We start from the raw sequence: 16,465 nt of genomic DNA, 5'->3' as shown, positions 1-16,465 counted from the left end.
TATTCGCCTATTCTGCGGGTGTATACCCTCGATGTATACCCCCCGTGTATAGTCCTGCGGCACAGGCAAGATGACCCAGGGGAAGGAGGTCGCATGTCGGTATCGCGCACATTGCTCGCCCTGCTGGAAACGGGGCCGCGACACGGCTACGACCTGAAGAAGTCCTACGACGAGCAGTTCGCCCAAGGGCGCCCGCTCGCCTACGGGCAGGTGTACTCGACGCTGTCCCGGCTGCTGCGCAACGGGCTGGTCGTCGAAGCGGGCGTCGAGCAGGGGGACGGCCCGGACCGCAAGCGCTACACCATCACCGACGCCGGTGTCACCGACATCGAGTCGTGGCTGGCGACTCCGGAGAACCCGGAGCCGTACCTGCAGAACACGCTCTACACGAAGGTCGTGCTGGCCCTGCTCTCCGGGCGCAGCGCCAACGACGTGCTGGACAGCCAGCGCGCCGCGCACCTGGCGGTGATGCGGGACCTGACCAAGCGCAAGACCGGCGGGGACCTCGCCGACCAGCTGATCTGCGACCACGCGTTGTTCCACCTGGAGGCCGACCTCCGCTGGCTGGAGCTGACCGCGGCCCGGCTGGACGCGCTCGCCGAGGCGGTGCGCCGGTGAACCAGCCCCTGCTCAAGGCCCGCGACCTGCACAAGTCCTTCGGGCACACCACCGCGCTGCGGGGTGCCGACATCTCGGTGCGCGCCGGGGAGGTGCTCGCGGTGATGGGCCCGTCCGGGTCCGGCAAGTCGACGCTGCTGCACTGCCTGGCCGGGATCGTCACGCCGGACTCCGGCACGATCGACTACCGGGGCCGCGACCTGATCGGCATGAGCGACAAGGAACGCAGCGCGCTGCGCCGCACCGAGTTCGGCTTCGTCTTCCAGTTCGGCCAGCTCGTCCCGGAGCTGACCTGCCTGGAGAACGTGGCGCTGCCGCTGCGGCTGACCGGCGCCAAGCGGTCCGTGGCCGAGGAGAAGGCGCGCCAGTGGCTCGACCGGCTGGAGGTCGGTGAACTGGGCGGGCGTCGTCCCGGTGACGTCTCCGGCGGGCAGGGCCAGCGCGTCGCGGTGGCCAGGGCGCTGGTCACCGGGCCGAAGGTGATCTTCGCCGACGAGCCGACCGGGGCGCTGGACTCGCTCAACGGCGAGATGGTGATGCGGATGCTCACCGACGCCGCGCGCACCACCCAGGCCGCCGTGGTGCTGGTGACGCACGAACCGCGGGTCGCCGCCTACTCCGACCGCGAGGTCGTGGTGCGCGACGGCAAGGCGAACGATCTGGAGCTGGTCTCGTGATCCGGGACCTGCTGCTCGGGCTCCGGCTGGCCGTCGGGGGCGGCCGGATCTCCGGGCAGGCGCTGCTGCGGCTGGTGATGACCACGATCGGGGTCGCGCTGGTGGTGGCGATCCTGCTGCCCGCGGCCTCGATCGGGGGCATGGTCTCCGAACGCGACGCCCGCGAAGCGGCGAACACCGAGGTGCTCGAGCCGCGGCCGGGTGTCGACCCGCTCTACAGCTACAGCTGGTTCACCGAGCTGGACGACGAGTACCTGGGCACCACCGTGGTCGCGGCGAGCGGGCCGACCTCGCCGGTGCCGCCGGGGATCGACCGGATCCCGGCGCCGGGGGAGTTGTTCGTGTCCCCGGCGGTCGCGGAGCTGCTCGCGGGGCCGAAGGGTGACTCCCTGCGGGCCCGGGTGCCCGGCACGGTGGTCGGGGAGATCGGCAAACCGGGGCTGATCGACGCCAGTGACCTGCGGCTCTACCTCGGCAGCACGGTGGACCGGCTCAGCCGGACCGAGGACGTGAGCCAGGTCAGCGGCTTCGGCGGGCCCGGTGAGGGCTTCCGGCTCGACGCCGTCACCGCGCTGCTGCTGGCTCCGATCGTGGTGGCGTTGCTGCTGCCCCTGCTGATCTTCGTCACCACCGCCTCCCGGATGGGGGCGGCGCAACGCGAACGCCGCCTGGCCGCGCTGCGGTTGCTGGGCGTCGACGCCCGGCAGGTGCGCCGGATCGCCGCGGCCGAGTCGCTGCTCGGCGCGGTCGCCGGGCTCGTGGTGGGCGGGGTGCTGTTCGCCGTGCTGCGCCCGCTGATCGGGAACCTCGACCTGTTCGGGACGAGGTTCTTCCCGGAGGACTTCGTGCCGTCGTGGCAGCTCGTCCTGGCCATCGCGCTGGTGGTGCCCGGCCTGGCGGTCGGCGCGGCGATCTTCGGCCTGCGCCGGACGATCGTCGAGCCGCTGGGCGTGGTGCGCCAGAGCAGGCCGATCCGGCGCCGGATGTGGTGGCGCTGGACCATCGCCGGGCTGGGCGCGCTGCTGATGGGGCTCACGCTGTTCGCCGGCGAACGGGACCACTCCGAGACCATCGGCGTCGCGCTGAGCGTCGGCAGCGCCCTGCTGCTGATCGGCGTCGCGGTGCTGCTGCCGTGGGCGGTGGAGAAGGTGGTGCGCGGGCTGCGCGGCGGTACGCCGGCGCTGCAGTTCGCGGTGCGCCGGCTGCAGATGGACGGGGGGACCGCGAGCCGGGTGGTGTCCGGGCTCGTGGTCGTGCTGGCCGGCACCATCATGATCCAGACGCTGATGGCCTCGGTCGGTGCCGACCAGGACGACAAGTTCTTCTGGCACCCGGCCGAGGCGCAGGCGGCCGAGGTGTGGACGGAACCCGCGCACGCGGACGAGGTGCGGCAGCGGCTCACGGGGGTGCCCGGGCTGACCGGCGTGCACGAGGTGTGGCAGACCAACCTGCGGCAGCCGGGGGAGTCCAGCCGGGGCGCGTGGGTCGAGATCGGGGACTGCGCGGCGCTGCGGACCAGGGCGGATCTGCCCTCGTGCGAGGACGGGGACGTGTTCGCGGTGGGAAGCACGGAGGTCTCGCCGCGGCCGCGGTCGCTGCCGACCGGGGAGCAGCAGTTCACCCGCTACGTGAACGGCGAACCGGAGCCGGGTCCGATGTGGACGGTCCCGGCGCAGATCCACCAGGTCCCCGGCGACCGGTCGAACCCCGGGGCGGCAGGCAACCTGCTGGTCACCACCGGCGCGCTCGGCTCGGTCCGGCCGCCCGCGGACTCGGTCACCTTCTCACTGGCCGGTCCCGGTGACGGGAACGCCGTGGTGGACCGGGCTTCGCTCGCGCTCAGCCCGCTGGCCTGGGACGTCAGCGTGCGGACCGTGGTGCAGTCCGAGGCGGCGAGCCGGCACATCGACCAGCGCACGGGCACCTTCCGCGCGGCGTTGATGGCGGCTTCGGGGTTCGTGCTCTCGGTGGCCGCGCTCAGCCTGCTGATGCTGTCCATCGAGCAGATCGTCGAACGGCGGCGCCCGCTGGCGGCGCTGTCGGCCTCCGGGGTGCCGCTGTCCGTGCTCGCCAGGGGCTCGTTGTGGCAGAACGCGATCCCGGTGCTGATCGGGGTGGGGCTGGCGATCGCGGCCGGGCTCGGGCTGACCGTGCCGACGCTGCGGTACGCCGGGTTGCCGTTCCAGCTCGACGTGGGCCTGATCGCCACCATGGCGGGGGCGGCGGTGCTGGCGGTGTTGATCACCACGGCGCTGACCTGGCCGTTGCTGCGGCAGGTGACCCGGCTGGACGGCCTGCGCGCGGAGTAGGGGGCGCGGTTCGCGGTTCGGCATCGGGCCCGATGCCGAACCGCAATCGTCCCGGAGAGTGACCCGAGTGGCCCTCGCCCGTTGATGACGGTAGGACAACAACGCGTTTGTCCGTCTTCGTCGCAGGTGGAGGTCGTGGATGCGGGCCGGAGCTGGCCTGGCGCTGACGTTGGTGGTCGCGGGCGCGCTGCTCGTGGTGCCGACGGCCGGCGCCCAGAACGAGGTGCCTGCCGATCCCGGCGACCTGCGCGTGGAGGCGGGGGTGGCGCCGGGCACCGGGGCCGGGGACCCGCGGCCGGGGGAGGCCTTCGCCGATCCCCAGGTCGCCGATCTCCAGCGGACCGCCACCGACGTGCAGGCCGAACTCGGGGAGCTCGCCGGCCGGGTGGAGGCCGCCGAGGCCGAACTCGGCACGGCGACCGCGCAGTTGCAGCACGCCACCGCCGAGCGGCTGGAGGCGGAGGCGCAGCTCAACGCGATCCGCGGGGAAGCCGACCAGTTCGCCAAGTCGGTGTTCACCTCGCTGGGCCGCCCGGACAACGTGCGGTTGCTGTTCAGCGCCACCAACGCCAGCGACCTGCTCAACGGCAAGTCGATGGTCGACCACCTGCGTGCCGGGCAGGACGCCCGCCTGGGCAGCGCGCTGGACCGGCAGCGCCGGGCCGTGGAAGCCGAGGGGGCCGCGGCCGGGGCGGAGAAGACGGCCGCCGAGCGCAAGACCGAATTGGACAGTCGCACCGGGGACGCGGCCAATCGCGCGGACGCCGTCAGTTCCGAGCTGCGCGGGCCGATCGACGCGGCCAACGCCGCGGTGGTCGAGCAGCAGAAAGCCCAGCGGGACCGCAATTCGCAGACGGCGTCGAACTGGAAGGCCTACACCGATCGCCTGGCGGCGGCCGGGATCAGGCCACCGACGGCCGCCGCGCTGGCCGATCCGGCGAGACTGCCGGCGGGGCTGCGGCCGCTGATGGGCTCGGGCGGACCGCAGGCCGGGGTCGCGGAGTCCAGTGTGGACGGTCAGCGGATACTGGTGCTGCCGAAGGAGACCATCGACGCGGTGACCGCCGGCATCGGCGCGCTGGGCAAGCCCTACGTGCCCGAGGACGGCGGTGAGGGACCGGTCGCGTATTCGTGCGACGGCCTGGTGCGGTCGGTGTTCTCCGGCGCCGGGCTGCCGTTGCCCGCCGCGGCGGGTGAGCAGATGGCCGCGGGCAAGCCGGTGCCGCTCGCCGACGCCCAGCCGGGCGATCTCGTGTTCGTGGGCCCGGCGAAGTACGGCGTGCAGTCGGTGGGCGTGGTGCTGGACGGGCGCACCATGCTCGCCGCGGACGCCCGGCTGGCGGGCGTGGTGGTCGCCGACATGCCCGCCGGGGACAGCGTGCTCGGCGTCGCGCGGCCCGCACTGGGTCAGCGCCCGGCCGCGGAAGTCCCGCAACGCGGCGAAAACGAGCTGACCTGGCGCTGTGGGGGCGTGGAAGTGCCGCCCGCCGCGCCGGGGACCGACCAAGCCGCGGGCGCCTGGGGCGGCTTCCCGAACGGGCTGATCCCCGCGGGTGCGTTGTGCCCCGTCGGGATCGGCGCGCACGTGCTGCGTTGCGACGCCGCGCAAACGTTTGCCGCGTTGTCGGAGGCGTTCGCCGGGACCTTCGGGCGGCCTCTGTGCGTCACGGACTCCTACCGCACCTTCGCCGGGCAGGTGGACCTGTACCGCCGGAAACCCGCACTGGCCGCCGTGCCAGGCACCAGCAACCACGGCTGGGGCCTGGCGGTGGACATGTGCGGCGGGGTGCAGTCCTTCGGCACCCCGGAGTACGGCTGGCTGGCGGCGAACGCCCGCTCGTTCGGGTGGGTGAACCCGGGCTGGGCCCAACCGGGCCGGGGCCGCGAAGAACCCTGGCACTGGGAGTTCGCCGGTCGTTAGCGCACGGAACTGTCCCAGCGCCACGACTCCAGGCGCGGGTGACCCGGCAACTCGCCCCGGCCGGTGGCCCAGAGCAGCGTGGGCCAGCGGTCGGTGCCGGTGGGCGCGTCCGGGAACAGGCGGAGGAGGACGCGGTCGCACAGGTCGGCGGGCGGGGTCCAGTCCAGGCCGAGGCCTTCGGCCAGGTCGTGCGTGTGCACCAGGACCTCGACGATGCCCATCGCCGCGGTGCCCGCCGGGTCGGCCACGCCGAGCGAGTGGAACCCCCTGGCCGAGGGCGGGGCCGTGCGCACCATGGCGGCCAGCAGCGCGCCACACGTCTCGAGCACCTGGAGCAGGCCTTGGGGCCCGTACTCACGATCGGCGAGGATTACGCCGTCCGGCGCTTCCGGCCGTCGGCGGATCAATTCGAAAGGCACGTACCGGTTGACCGGCTCGCGTCGCAAACCGAGTTGCGCGGCATAGGCGAACAGATCGTCGGCCAGGTGCTCGGCCGTTTCCCAGCAGGTCCAGGTGAGCGTGCCCGCCGATTTTTCCCAATTTTCCGGCGGCGCCGCGCTCAGCGTCTCGAGCGCGAGTGCGACGGCTTTTTCGACATCTTCCGCAGTGGTGGCCACGAGCGCATCGTAGGGACGTCCGGAGCGGCCACTATCGCCGCGCGGTAGGCGGTAGGCGCCGGACGGCCGCAGTGATCGATCTCACGATCGGGTGCCGCGCCGAGCGGTCACTTCCATCGGGTGAGCGGTTATCTCGTCGCAGCGTAGTGAACTGTTGCACTGGTCACACCGATCGTGTCAAAGCTCGTCCATGTGGTGATTCATCTCGCTACGGAGAGTTTTTATCAGCCGGGTGGTGGACGCGCAGGCCGCTCTTTCGTAACCTGGCCGAGATCTCGTGGCCGTTAGCCGTCGCACAAGGGATGGCGACACGGGATTGCCGCCGTGCCAGCTTTGTCGGGGAGCTGAACCGGGACTACCGCGTGCACCACTCGCTTTTCCAGGTGTGGTGGAGCGCGCGGTGCCGATGCACCGGCCGGAACGGGTGTTGTGTCCGCCCAACCGGCCCGAACGGAACGAGGGCCCCCGACCTCGTCCGGCAGGTGCGACCGGTGAGGCGGCCGAACGCAAAGGAGACACGCGCGACGTGCAGTCGCATCCGGTAAAGCGCGTGGTTTCAGGCGCACTGGCAGCTGCCGCGGTGATCGCGGCCGTGACGCTGGTCCAGGCCCCCGCCAACGCCACTCCCATCCTCGCCCCCCAGCAACCCCCGAGCAGCGAGTCCGAGGCGCTCAAGCAGTACCGCGAACTCGCTTCGCAGGCCGAAAAGCTCAACGAGGACCACCTCAACGCCCAGGAAGACGAGAAGGCCAAGCAGGCCGAGCTCGACAAGGCGAACCAGGACCTCGAGGGCGCCAAGCAGACCGAGAGCACGGCCAGCGCCGACATCGAGCGCTACCGGGTCGACGTGGACAAGTTCGCCGGCGCCTCCTTCACCAGTGGCGCGCAGCTGAACAAGATGTCCGCGTTGCTCACCGGCAACTCGGCGCAGGACTTCCTGGACCGCTCGTCCGCCCTGGACGTGCTGGCCACGGACCAGAACAACGTGCTGCAGGGCTACGCCGGCTCGCTGAAGCAGGCCGCCGACGCCCGTCAGCTCGCCACCGACGCGCAGGGCCGGGCCCAGGCCGCCAAGGACGAGGCCTCCCGGCTCAAGTCGGACATCGAGCAGCGCAAGAAGTCGCTCGACGAGCAGATGGACAAGCTCGAGGACGCCTACGGCAACCTCAGCACGGCCGACAAGGCCGCCCAGAAGGACACCGGTGCCGACGTCGGCCCGATCACGGCGCCCGGCGCGGCTGCCCAGACCGCGGTCGACGCGGCCATGGGCAAGCGCGGCAAGCCCTACTCCTGGGGTGCCACCGGCCCGAACTCCTTCGACTGCTCCGGCCTGACCGGCTGGGCCTACAAGCAGGCCGGGATCAGCATCCCGCGCACCTCGAAGGCGCAGTCGACCTTCGGCAAGGCGGTCTCGCGGGACCAGCTGCAGCCGGGCGACCTGGTGTTCTACAACTCGCCGGTGTCGCACGTCGGCATCTACATCGGCGGCGGCAACATGGTGCACGCCCCGACCACCGGTGACGTGGTCAAGGTGGCGCCGCTGCAGAAGAACTACGTGGGTGCCCGCCGCGTCGCCTGACGCGGACACACCCTGCGAAGGCCGTCTTCCTCCCGGGGAAGGCGGCCTTCGTGCTTTTCGCTAGCCTCGCGTGGTGCGCCGAACCCTGCTGGTGACCAACGACTTCCCGCCCCGCCCCGGCGGCATCCAGTCCTATCTGCACTCGCTGGCGACCCGGGTGCCCTCGGACGATCTGGTGGTCTACGCACCGGCTTGGCGCGGTCACGAGGAGTTCGACGCCGCCGCCCCGTTCGAAGTGGTCCGGCACCCGACCTCGCTGATGCTGCCGACGCCCGGCGTGCTGCGCCGCGCGAAGCAGCTCATGCGCTCGCGCGACTGCGAAGCGGTCTGGTTCGGCGCGGCGGCACCGCTCGCGCTGCTGGGGCAGCCGTTGCGGGCAGCCGGGGCGCAGCGGGTGCTCGCCAGCACGCACGGGCACGAGGTCGGCTGGTCGATGCTGCCCGCCGCGCGGCAGGCGCTGCGGCGGATCGGCGACACCGCCGACGTGGTCACCTTCGTCAGCGAGTACACCCGCGGCCGGTTCGCGGCCGCGTTCGGGCCGATGGCCGGGCTGGAGCACCTGCCGTCCGGAGTGGACCCCGCGGTGTTCCGCCCGGATCCCGCCGCCCGCGAGAGCATCCGCAAGCGCTACGGCCTGGGTGACCGGCCGACCGTGGTGTGCGTTTCGCGGCTGGTGCCCCGCAAGGGCCAGGACATGCTCGTGCTGGCGATGCTGGAGCTGCGCAGGCGGGTGCCGGACGTGGCGCTGCTGCTGGTCGGCGGCGGCCCGTACCGCGCGAAGCTGGCCGGGCTGGTGGACTCGCTGGGCTTCGGCGACGACGTGGTGCTCACCGGCTCGGTGCCGTGGGAGGAACTGCCCGCGCACTACGCCGCCGGTGACGTGTTCGCCATGCCGGCGCGGACCCGCGGCAAGGGGCTCGACGTGGAGGGCCTCGGCATCGTCTACCTGGAGGCGTCCGCGACCGGCCTGCCCGTGGTCGCCGGGCGCTCGGGTGGCGCGCCGGAGACCGTGCTCGACGAGGTGACCGGGCACGTGGTCGACGGCCGTGACGTGATGCAGCTGGCCGACACGCTCGCGCCGCTGCTCACCGACCCGGCCAGGGCCCGGCGCATGGGCGAGGCGGGCCGCGAGTGGGTCAGCGGGAACTGGCGCTGGGACGTGCTGGCGGGGCGGCTGGCGAGCCTGCTGGGCGGTCAGCCGATCGCCGCGGTTCGCTGAGCGTCGCCAGGTCGAGGCGGGCCAGCCGGGCCGGGGACGCGATGATCTCGTAGGCGGTGACGCGGTCGCCGTCGAAGGTGAAGGTCAGCGCGAGGCGCAGCCGTCCGCCCGGCGCGACCACCGCGCCGACCTCGCCGTCCACCAGCGCGACCTCGGCGAAGCGCGCGGGACGGCCGAACTTGAGCACGCCCTCGGCGACGGCCCGGGCACCGCGCTGCACGGCGGGAACACCCGGGGGCACGGTCGCCGGGTCGGCTCGCCGGACCACATCGGGGGCCAGCAGGGTGAGCAGCGCGTCGAGGTTCCCGTCGCGCGCGGCGGCCAGGAACGCTTCCACCACCTTCCGCTGCCGGGCCAGTTCGCCCGCCGGTGACGCAGGTGTGCCGCGCAGCCGCTGCCGCGCCCGGCTCGCGAGCTTCTTCGCGGCCACCGGCGTGCGGTCCACGATCGGCGCGATCCGGTCGAACGGCACGGCGAACAGGTCGTGCAGCACGAAGGCGATCCGCTCGGCGGGCGCGAGGGTCTCGAGCACGACGAGCAGCGCGCGGCCCACCGAATCGGCCAGCACGGCCTCGGTTTCCGGGTCCTCGCGGGCCCAGCCGTGCTCGGGCAGCTCGCTCAGCGGCTCCTCGCGGCGGGCCTTGCGCGTACGCAGCATGTCCAGGCAGATGCGGGAGAGGACCGTGCGCAACCAGCCGCCGAGGTTGTCCACCTCGCCGTCGACCCGGCTCAGCCGCAGCCAGGTTTCCTGCACCGCGTCCTCGGCCTCGGCGGCCGAACCCAGCATCCGGTACGCCACCGCGCGCAGGTGGGCGCGCTGCTCCTCGAACTGTTCCGCCCTGTCCACACCTGGTTGACGAGACGGCGGCCGCAAAGGTGACCGGGGGCGCTGATCCGCCGAGTCAATGCTATGAGTGGGGCATTACTTGCAATGAACGCTAGTAATGCCCCACTCCTAGCGTTTGTCCGACCTGGCTGGCTCCCGCCGCCGGCCACTCACGGCCGTTCGATCAGCGCGGGGTGCCGCGGGTCGTCCATGCGGACCACCACGTCGGCGAACTCACCGGGCGCGACCTCGCTGTCGTACCGCTTGTAGGCGGGCAAGGCCCAGTGCTCGTCCTCCGGCAGCCGCCGGGTCAGCGCGCCGGGGGAGAGCCACAGGTGCACGGTGAAGTCGAAGGGCAGGCCGTGCCCGAGCAGCAGTTCGCCGTCCACCAGCACGACGGCCCCTGGCGGCAGCCGGACCCGGTCGCGCCGGGTGGCGCGGTCGCGCTCGGCGTCCCAGAGGGCGGGCAGCGCGAGGCCGGAGCCGCCGGGGCCCAGCGGGTCGAGCACCTCGCGGCGCAGGCCGCCGACGTCGAGCCAGTCGTCGTAGCGGGCGTCGGGGTCGCGCTTGCCGCGTTCGAACCGCAGCGACGCGGCCCGCAGGAAGTCCTTTGTGGACACGCGCAGGGTCTCCCTGCCGTGCAGGCGAAGCGATTCGGCCACCGTGTCGGCCAGTTCGCCGGGGGCGTCACCCGCGCCGTCGATGGCCACGCGGGTGATCGGGGCGTCGACGATGCGCTCGGTGAGCTCGCGGGCGAGCAGGTCCGGGGAGATCGGGCGGTAGCGGCGGTCAGGCATCTCGTGCTCAGGCTAGCAACGCGGCATTCCGGTGACGTGGGGCACCAAACTCGCTCGTGCCTCGTTGACCCACTGACAACGATGTTACGAAACAGTGTTACCGAACCAAGGGGGCGGCGATGGCGGCAGTCGTGGAACCGGTCCGGCTCGACGACGCGTTCATGCAGGATCCGCACGGGATGGCCGAGGTGTTCCGCCAGGAGGGCCCGGCGCGGCCGGTGGTCATGCCGCGCGGGCTGCGGGGCTGGGTCATCACCGGCTACCACGAGGCACGCGCGCTGCTCGCCGACCCGCGGCTGAGCAAGAACTCCGAGCGGATCTCCGAACTGTTCCAGACCCAGGTCGACCCGGGGGACAACGCCGAATCCCGGACGTTCGCCTCGGCGCTGACCGCGCACATGCTCAACTCCGACCCGCCCGAGCACACCCGCCTGCGCAAGCTGGTGAACAAGGCGTTCACGCCGAAGTCGGTGGACCGGCTCCGGCCGCGGATGGAGCAGATCACCGACGCCCTGCTCGACGAGATGGCCGCGCACGACGAGGTCGACCTGCTGGAGTCGTTCGCCTTCCCGCTGCCGATCACGGTGATCTGCGAGCTGCTCGGCGTGCCGGAGGCCCAGCGCGCCCAGTTCCGCGACTGGTCGAACACGCTGGTCTCGGCCGATCCGTCGGCGCCGATCGAGAAGGCGGCCGGTGAGCTGGTCGGCTACCTGCGTGACCTGATCGAGCGCAAGCGCGCCGAGCCGGGTCAGGACCTGCTCTCCGACCTGGTGCACATCTCCGAGGACGGCGATCGCCTCGCCGAGCACGAGCTGGTGCCGATGGCGTTCCTGCTGCTGGTCGCCGGGCACGAGACCACGGTCAACCTGATCGGCAACGGGGTGCTGGCGCTGCTGCGCAACCCCGGGCAGCTGGCCGCGCTGCGGGCCGATCCGTCGCTGCTGCCCGGGGCGGTCGAGGAGTTCCTGCGCCTCGACGGGCCGGTGAACCTGGCCACGCTGCGGTTCACCGCCGAGCCGGTGCGGGTCGGGGACGTGGAGATCGGGGAGGGCGAGTTCGTGCTGATCTCGCTGCTCGCGGCCAACCGCGACGGCGAACGCTTCGACCACCCGAGCAGCCTCGACGTCACCCGGCAGGCGGGCGGGCACCTGGCCTTCGGGCACGGCATCCACTACTGCGTGGGCGCGCCGCTGGCCCGGATCGAAGCCGAAATCGCCATCGGGCGGCTGCTGGCCAGGTTCGACGGCCTGGCACTGGCCGCTGAACCGTCGCGACTGCGGTGGCGCGCGAGCACCCTGATGCACGGTCTGGAGACCCTGCCGGTCCGCCTGGGGTGACGCCGGGGGGCCCGTAGGGTGCCAGCCATGACGAGCCAGGAGGAACTGCTCGCGCTCGACGCGCGTCACGTGTGGCACCCCTACGGGCCCATGCCGGGCACCGTGCCCCCGCTGCTGGTCCGCGAGGCCGAGGGCGTGCGGCTGCGGCTGGCCGACGGCCGGGAACTGGTGGACGGCATGTCGTCCTGGTGGGCGGCGGTGCACGGCTACCGGCACCCCGTCCTCGACGCGGCGCTGGCCGAGCAGGCCGGGCGGATGAGTCACGTGATGTTCGGCGGGCTCACCCACGAACCGGCGATCGCGCTCGCCCGGACGCTGGTGGACCTCACCCCGGACGGGCTGGAGCACGTGTTCCTCTGTGACTCCGGCTCGGTGTCCATCGAGGTCGCGGTCAAGATGTGCATGCAGTACTGGCAGTCGACCGGGCAGCCGGCCAAGCGCAGGCTGCTGACCTGGCGCGGCGGCTACCACGGCGACACCTTCCAGCCGATGAGCGTCTGCGACCCCGGCGGCGGTATGCACTCGCTGTGGAAGGGCACGCTGACCGAGCAGGTGTTCGTGCCGGAACCGCCGGCCGGCTTCGACGAGCCGCTCGATCAGTCCTATGTGGACATGCTGGCGAGAGAGATCGCGGCGCACGCGCACGAGCTGGCCGCGGTGATCGTGGAGCCGGTGGTGCAGGGGGCCGGCGGAATGCGTTTCCACAATCCGGGATACGTGCGCGCGCTGCGGGAAATCACCGCGGAAAACGGGGTGCTGCTCATCCTCGACGAAATCGCCACCGGATTCGGCCGGTCCGGATCGCTGTTCGCCGCCGGGCACGCCGGGATCACCCCGGACGTGTTGTGCGTCGGAAAGGCGCTGACCGGCGGTTATCTCTCCATGGCCGCCGCACTGTGCACACCGGAGGTGGCGGACGGCATTTCCCGCGGTGAATTGCCGGTGCTCGCGCACGGGCCGACGTTCATGGGCAATCCGCTGGCCAGTGCCGTGGCGAACGCGTCGATCGGCCTGCTGCTCGACCAGGACTGGCTCGCCGAGGTCCGGCGCATCGAGTCCGGGCTCCGAAGTGGACTCGCGCCCGCCGCGGACCTGCCCGGCGTGCGGGAAGTCCGGGTGCTCGGCGCGATCGGCGTGGTGCAGCTGGATCACCCGGTCGACATGGCCACCGCGACCAGGGTGGTGACCGAGCACGGCGTGTGGGTGCGGCCGTTCCGCGACCTGATCTACACGATGCCGCCGTACGTGAGCACCGACGCGGATGTGGCGGCCATCTCACGCGCCATCGTCGCAGCCGCGGGTGAGGCTTGAGTGGAATTCACTCGATCTAGTGACAACACGGGTTAACTGAATGTTATTCGGGTTCTGCGGGCACGTAGAGCGATAATTGAGCGGGGTCATTGTCTGGATCGGGTGAGACGTGGGCCACGTGATTGAGCGAGATTGCGGTTCGTGTTCCCGAATACGTGACGAAGCCGCCGTGAACAAAACATGAGGAAGTCTTCACAAAGCGGACTTTTCACGCGGTTCCGTGTTCCCTGGTGATCATGAGCTTCGCCACCCTATTGCGGCGTGACGTGCCCGCTTCACTCGTTGTCTTCCTGGTCGCCGTGCCCCTTTCGCTCGGCATCGCACTGGCGTCCGGCGCCCCGATCGTCGCGGGGCTGATCGCCGCCGTGGTCGGCGGGGTGATCGCCGGTCTCTTCGGCGGTTCTGTTCTCCAGGTCAGCGGACCCGCCGCCGGCCTGACCGTGGTGGTCGCCGAAACCATCTCCCGCTTCGGCTGGGCGGCCACCTGCGCCATGGTGGTCGCCGCCGGCGCGCTGCAGATCCTGCTCGGGCTGAGCCGGATCGCGCGCGCCGCGCTGGCCATTTCCCCCGCCATCGTCCACGGCATGCTCGGCGGCATCGGCCTGACCATCGTGCTCGGCCAGTTGCACGTGGTGCTGGGCGGTGCCGCGCAGAGTTCCGCGCTGGACAACCTCCTCGCCCTGCCCGGTCAGCTGATCGGCAGCCACGACACCGCCGCCTTCATCGGCGTGCTGACCATCGGCATCCTCCTGCTGTGGCCGCGCCTGCCGAAGGCCGTGCGCAAGGTGCCCGGTCCGCTCGCCGCGATCACCCTGACCACCGTGCTGGCGCTGGTCGCCGGCATGCAACTGGACCGCATCGAACTGCCCGGCAACCTGCTGGAGATCACCTTCGTGCCGCAGTTCCCCGAGGGCGGCTGGTTCGACATCGGCATCGCGGTGCTCACCATCGCGCTGATCGCCAGCGTGGAGAGCCTGCTCTCGGCGATCGCGGTGGACAAGCTGCACACCGGCCCGCGCGCCAACCTCAACCGCGAACTGGTCGGCCAGGGCATGGCCAACATGGCCTCCGGCGCGATCGGCGGCCTGCCGGTCACCGGCGTGATCGTGCGCAGTTCCACCAACGTGGCCGCGGGTGCGCGCACCCGTGCCTCCGCGGTGCTGCACGGGGTCTGGGTGCTGCTGTTCAGCGTGCTGCTGGCCGGGTTGCTGGAGAGCATCCCGCTGGCCGCGCTCGGCGGCCTGCTGGTGCACGTCGGCGCGAAGCTGCTCAACGTGGGCACCATCCGCGAGGTGCACCGCCACGGCGACCTGCCGATCTACCTGGTCACCCTGCTCGGCGTGGTGTTCCTCGACATGCTCACCGGGGTGCTCCTCGGGATCGCCGCGTCGTTGCTGATGATGCTGCTGCGCACCCGGTCCAAGATCCACGCCGAATCCGACGGCGACCGCTGGCGCGTGGTGGTCGACGGCGCGCTGACCTTCCTGGCCATCCCCAAGCTGTCCAAGGTGCTCGCCGCCATCCCGGCGCGCACCGAGGTCAACATCGAACTGGTGGTGGACTACCTCGACCACGCCGCCTTCGAGAACCTGTCCAACTGGCAGCTGGCCCACGAGCGGGGCGGCGGCACCGTGGTGGTCGACGAGATCGGGCACCCGTACTACGAGCGCGGGAAGTCGGGGGCGCCCACGGTGAGCAGGCTCGCCGCCGCGCCGGTGCTGCCGCGCTGGCTGGCGTCGTGGTCGGACTGGCAGGCGAAAACCGGCCCGCACCTGCCTGACCAGCGCAGCGCCCCGCCGTCCACCGCGCAACTGCGCCTGGGCACCTCGGAGTTCCAGCGCCGGACCGCGCCGCTGGTGCAGGGCACGCTGAGCGGGCTGGCCGACGGGCAGAACCCGCACACCCTGTTCATCACCTGCGCCGACTCGCGGATCGTGCCGAACCTGATCACCACCAGCGGTCCCGGTGACCTGTTCGCCGTGCGGAACATCGGGAACCTGGTGCCCGCCGACAGCGACTCCGGGCCGCGGGACTCCTCGGTCGCCGCGTCGATCGAATACGCCGTCGGCGTGCTGCGGGTGCCGGAGGTGGTCGTGTGCGGCCATTCGGGTTGCGGCGCGATGAAGCTGATGCTCGATCCCACCGCCGAACTGCCCGTGGTGCGCGAGTGGCTCCGCCACGCCGAACCCAGCCTGCACCGGTACGAGAAGAACTCGCCGGTCTCGCTGAACGGGGAGCTGCCCGAAGCCGAAGGCGACCGGCTGGCGCTGCACAACATCCTCCAGCAGCTGCGTCACCTGCGGCGTTACCCGGTGGTGGCCGAGGCCGAAGCCCGCGGTGAGCTGCACCTGACCGGGATGTACTTCGACGTGGGCGCGGCGCAGGTCTACCTCTTCGATCCGGCGTCCGGGGCGTTCGAGCCCGCCGGGGAACCGGCGGCTTGCCGTCAGGACTAGGGTCGAGGGCCGTGACTGTGCTGGTGATCTCGGGTACCGGAACCGGTGTCGGCAAGACCGTGGTCACGGCGGCGATCGCCGCACTGGCCAAGGCCGACGGCAGGCGGGTGGCCGTGCTGAAACCCGCCCAGACCGGCGTGACCGACGGCGAGCCGGGTGACCTGGACGAAGTCCGGCGCCTTGCGGGCGAGGTCACCACCCGTGAGCTGCGGCGCTACCCCGACCCGTTGTCCCCCGAAGCGGCGGCGCGGCGCAGCGGCATCGCGCCGGTGACCCCGGCCGAGGCCGCGAGCGCCGCCGCCGAGCTCGACGCCGAGCACGACCTGGTGCTGGTCGAGGGCGCCGGCGGGCTGCTGGTGCGGTTCGACCCCGGTGGCGGCACGCTCGCCGACGTGGCCTGGTCGCTCGGTTCGCTGCTGCTGGTGGTCGCCGAAGCCGGGCTGGGCACGCTGAACGCGACCGCGCTGACCGCCGAGGTGGCCACCCGGCGCGGCCTGAACGTGGGCGGCGTGCTGATCGGCTCGTGGCCGGCCGAACCGGACCTGGCCGCCTGCTCCAATCTCGAAGACCTGCCCGTCGCGGCGGGCGCGCCCCTGCTGGGGGCGTTGTCCGCCGGGGCGGGGCAGGCCGGGTCCGAGGAGTTCCTCGCCGAAGCCCGGCGCGGCCTCTCGCCGTGGTTCGGCGGTGAATTCGACCCCGAATGCTTCGCCAAGGGTGAATCCGCCCAGAAGTGACCTGGGTCGCTTCTTCGTGACGGGGTGTTCGGGCACACTGTGCCGGACGTGCCCGAGCGAGAAG

Annotated in this window: 13 protein-coding genes; 10 read left to right on the top strand and 3 right to left on the bottom strand. The window is 71.9% G+C overall.

Features of this window, described 5'->3' with window-relative positions; translation table 11 throughout:
* Window positions 1–93: 93 nt before the first annotated feature.
* The 4 genes from JOM49_RS38545 (at window position 94) to JOM49_RS38530 (ending at window position 5,525) form a co-directional block, all read left to right on the top strand.
* A complete protein-coding gene (locus JOM49_RS38545; RefSeq protein WP_209669220.1) occupies window positions 94–618 on the top strand; it encodes a PadR family transcriptional regulator in 525 nt (174 codons plus the stop codon).
* Window positions 615–1,295: an ABC transporter ATP-binding protein gene (locus JOM49_RS38540; RefSeq protein WP_209669218.1), complete on the top strand. Its 681-nt coding sequence runs from the start codon at window positions 615–617 to the stop codon at window positions 1,293–1,295. Before JOM49_RS38545 ends, JOM49_RS38540 begins: the two co-directional genes overlap by 4 nt.
* Window positions 1,292–3,604, top strand: a complete 2,313-nt coding sequence (locus JOM49_RS38535; RefSeq protein WP_209669216.1) for an FtsX-like permease family protein — start codon at window positions 1,292–1,294, stop codon at window positions 3,602–3,604. Before JOM49_RS38540 ends, JOM49_RS38535 begins: the two co-directional genes overlap by 4 nt.
* Before the next feature lie 139 nt (window positions 3,605–3,743).
* Window positions 3,744–5,525 (top strand): D-alanyl-D-alanine carboxypeptidase family protein, encoded by a 1,782-nt coding sequence (locus JOM49_RS38530; RefSeq protein ID WP_209669214.1) that lies wholly within the window; start codon window positions 3,744–3,746, stop codon window positions 5,523–5,525.
* On the opposite strand, the gene JOM49_RS38525 is transcribed toward JOM49_RS38530, so the two are convergent.
* Window positions 5,522–6,142 (bottom strand): maleylpyruvate isomerase mycothiol-dependent enzyme family protein, encoded by a 621-nt coding sequence (locus JOM49_RS38525; protein ID WP_209669212.1) that lies wholly within the window; start codon window positions 6,140–6,142, stop codon window positions 5,522–5,524. The genes JOM49_RS38530 and JOM49_RS38525 overlap by 4 nt on opposite strands.
* Window positions 6,143–6,668: 526 nt before the next feature.
* On the opposite strand from JOM49_RS38525, the gene JOM49_RS38520 reads away from it, so the two are divergent.
* Together JOM49_RS38520 and JOM49_RS38515 are read left to right on the top strand one after the other, a co-directional pair.
* Window positions 6,669–7,721: an NlpC/P60 family protein gene (locus tag JOM49_RS38520; RefSeq protein ID WP_209669210.1), complete on the top strand. Its 1,053-nt coding sequence runs from the start codon at window positions 6,669–6,671 to the stop codon at window positions 7,719–7,721.
* A gap of 73 nt (window positions 7,722–7,794) precedes the next feature.
* Window positions 7,795–8,940, top strand: coding sequence for a glycosyltransferase family 4 protein (locus tag JOM49_RS38515; protein ID WP_209669208.1), 1,146 nt, complete (start codon window positions 7,795–7,797; stop codon window positions 8,938–8,940).
* Here the strand turns inward: JOM49_RS38515 and JOM49_RS38510 are convergent.
* Complete coding sequence (locus JOM49_RS38510; protein ID WP_209669206.1) at window positions 8,858–9,787, bottom strand: sigma-70 family RNA polymerase sigma factor; 930 nt, start codon at window positions 9,785–9,787, stop codon at window positions 8,858–8,860. The genes JOM49_RS38515 and JOM49_RS38510 overlap by 83 nt on opposite strands.
* 149 nt (window positions 9,788–9,936) lie before the next feature.
* Window positions 9,937–10,563: a nucleoside/nucleotide kinase family protein gene (locus JOM49_RS38505; protein ID WP_209669204.1), complete on the bottom strand. Its 627-nt coding sequence runs from the start codon at window positions 10,561–10,563 to the stop codon at window positions 9,937–9,939.
* 119 nt (window positions 10,564–10,682) lie between these two features.
* Here JOM49_RS38505 and JOM49_RS38500 point away from each other — a divergent pair, with 119 nt between their 5' ends.
* From JOM49_RS38500 to bioD, 4 genes are all read left to right on the top strand, one after another.
* Window positions 10,683–11,900, top strand: coding sequence for a cytochrome P450 family protein (locus JOM49_RS38500; protein ID WP_209669202.1), 1,218 nt, complete (start codon window positions 10,683–10,685; stop codon window positions 11,898–11,900).
* A gap of 27 nt (window positions 11,901–11,927) precedes the next feature.
* On the top strand, window positions 11,928–13,211 hold the full coding sequence (locus JOM49_RS38495) for an adenosylmethionine--8-amino-7-oxononanoate transaminase (protein WP_209669200.1): 1,284 nt from the start codon (window positions 11,928–11,930) through the stop codon (window positions 13,209–13,211).
* A gap of 236 nt (window positions 13,212–13,447) precedes the next feature.
* Window positions 13,448–15,667: a SulP family inorganic anion transporter gene (locus JOM49_RS38490; protein ID WP_209669198.1), complete on the top strand. Its 2,220-nt coding sequence runs from the start codon at window positions 13,448–13,450 to the stop codon at window positions 15,665–15,667.
* A gap of 11 nt (window positions 15,668–15,678) precedes the next feature.
* Window positions 15,679–16,401, top strand: a complete 723-nt coding sequence (gene bioD, locus JOM49_RS38485) for a dethiobiotin synthase (protein WP_209669196.1) — start codon at window positions 15,679–15,681, stop codon at window positions 16,399–16,401.
* Window positions 16,402–16,465 lie beyond the last annotated feature (64 nt).

The sequence above is a fragment of the Amycolatopsis magusensis genome, assembly GCF_017875555.1.
GTDB classification, from domain to species: Bacteria; Actinomycetota; Actinomycetes; order Mycobacteriales; family Pseudonocardiaceae; genus Amycolatopsis; species Amycolatopsis magusensis.
Note: the sequence above shows the minus strand (reverse complement) of the source record. Positions and strands in the feature narration are given on the sequence as shown.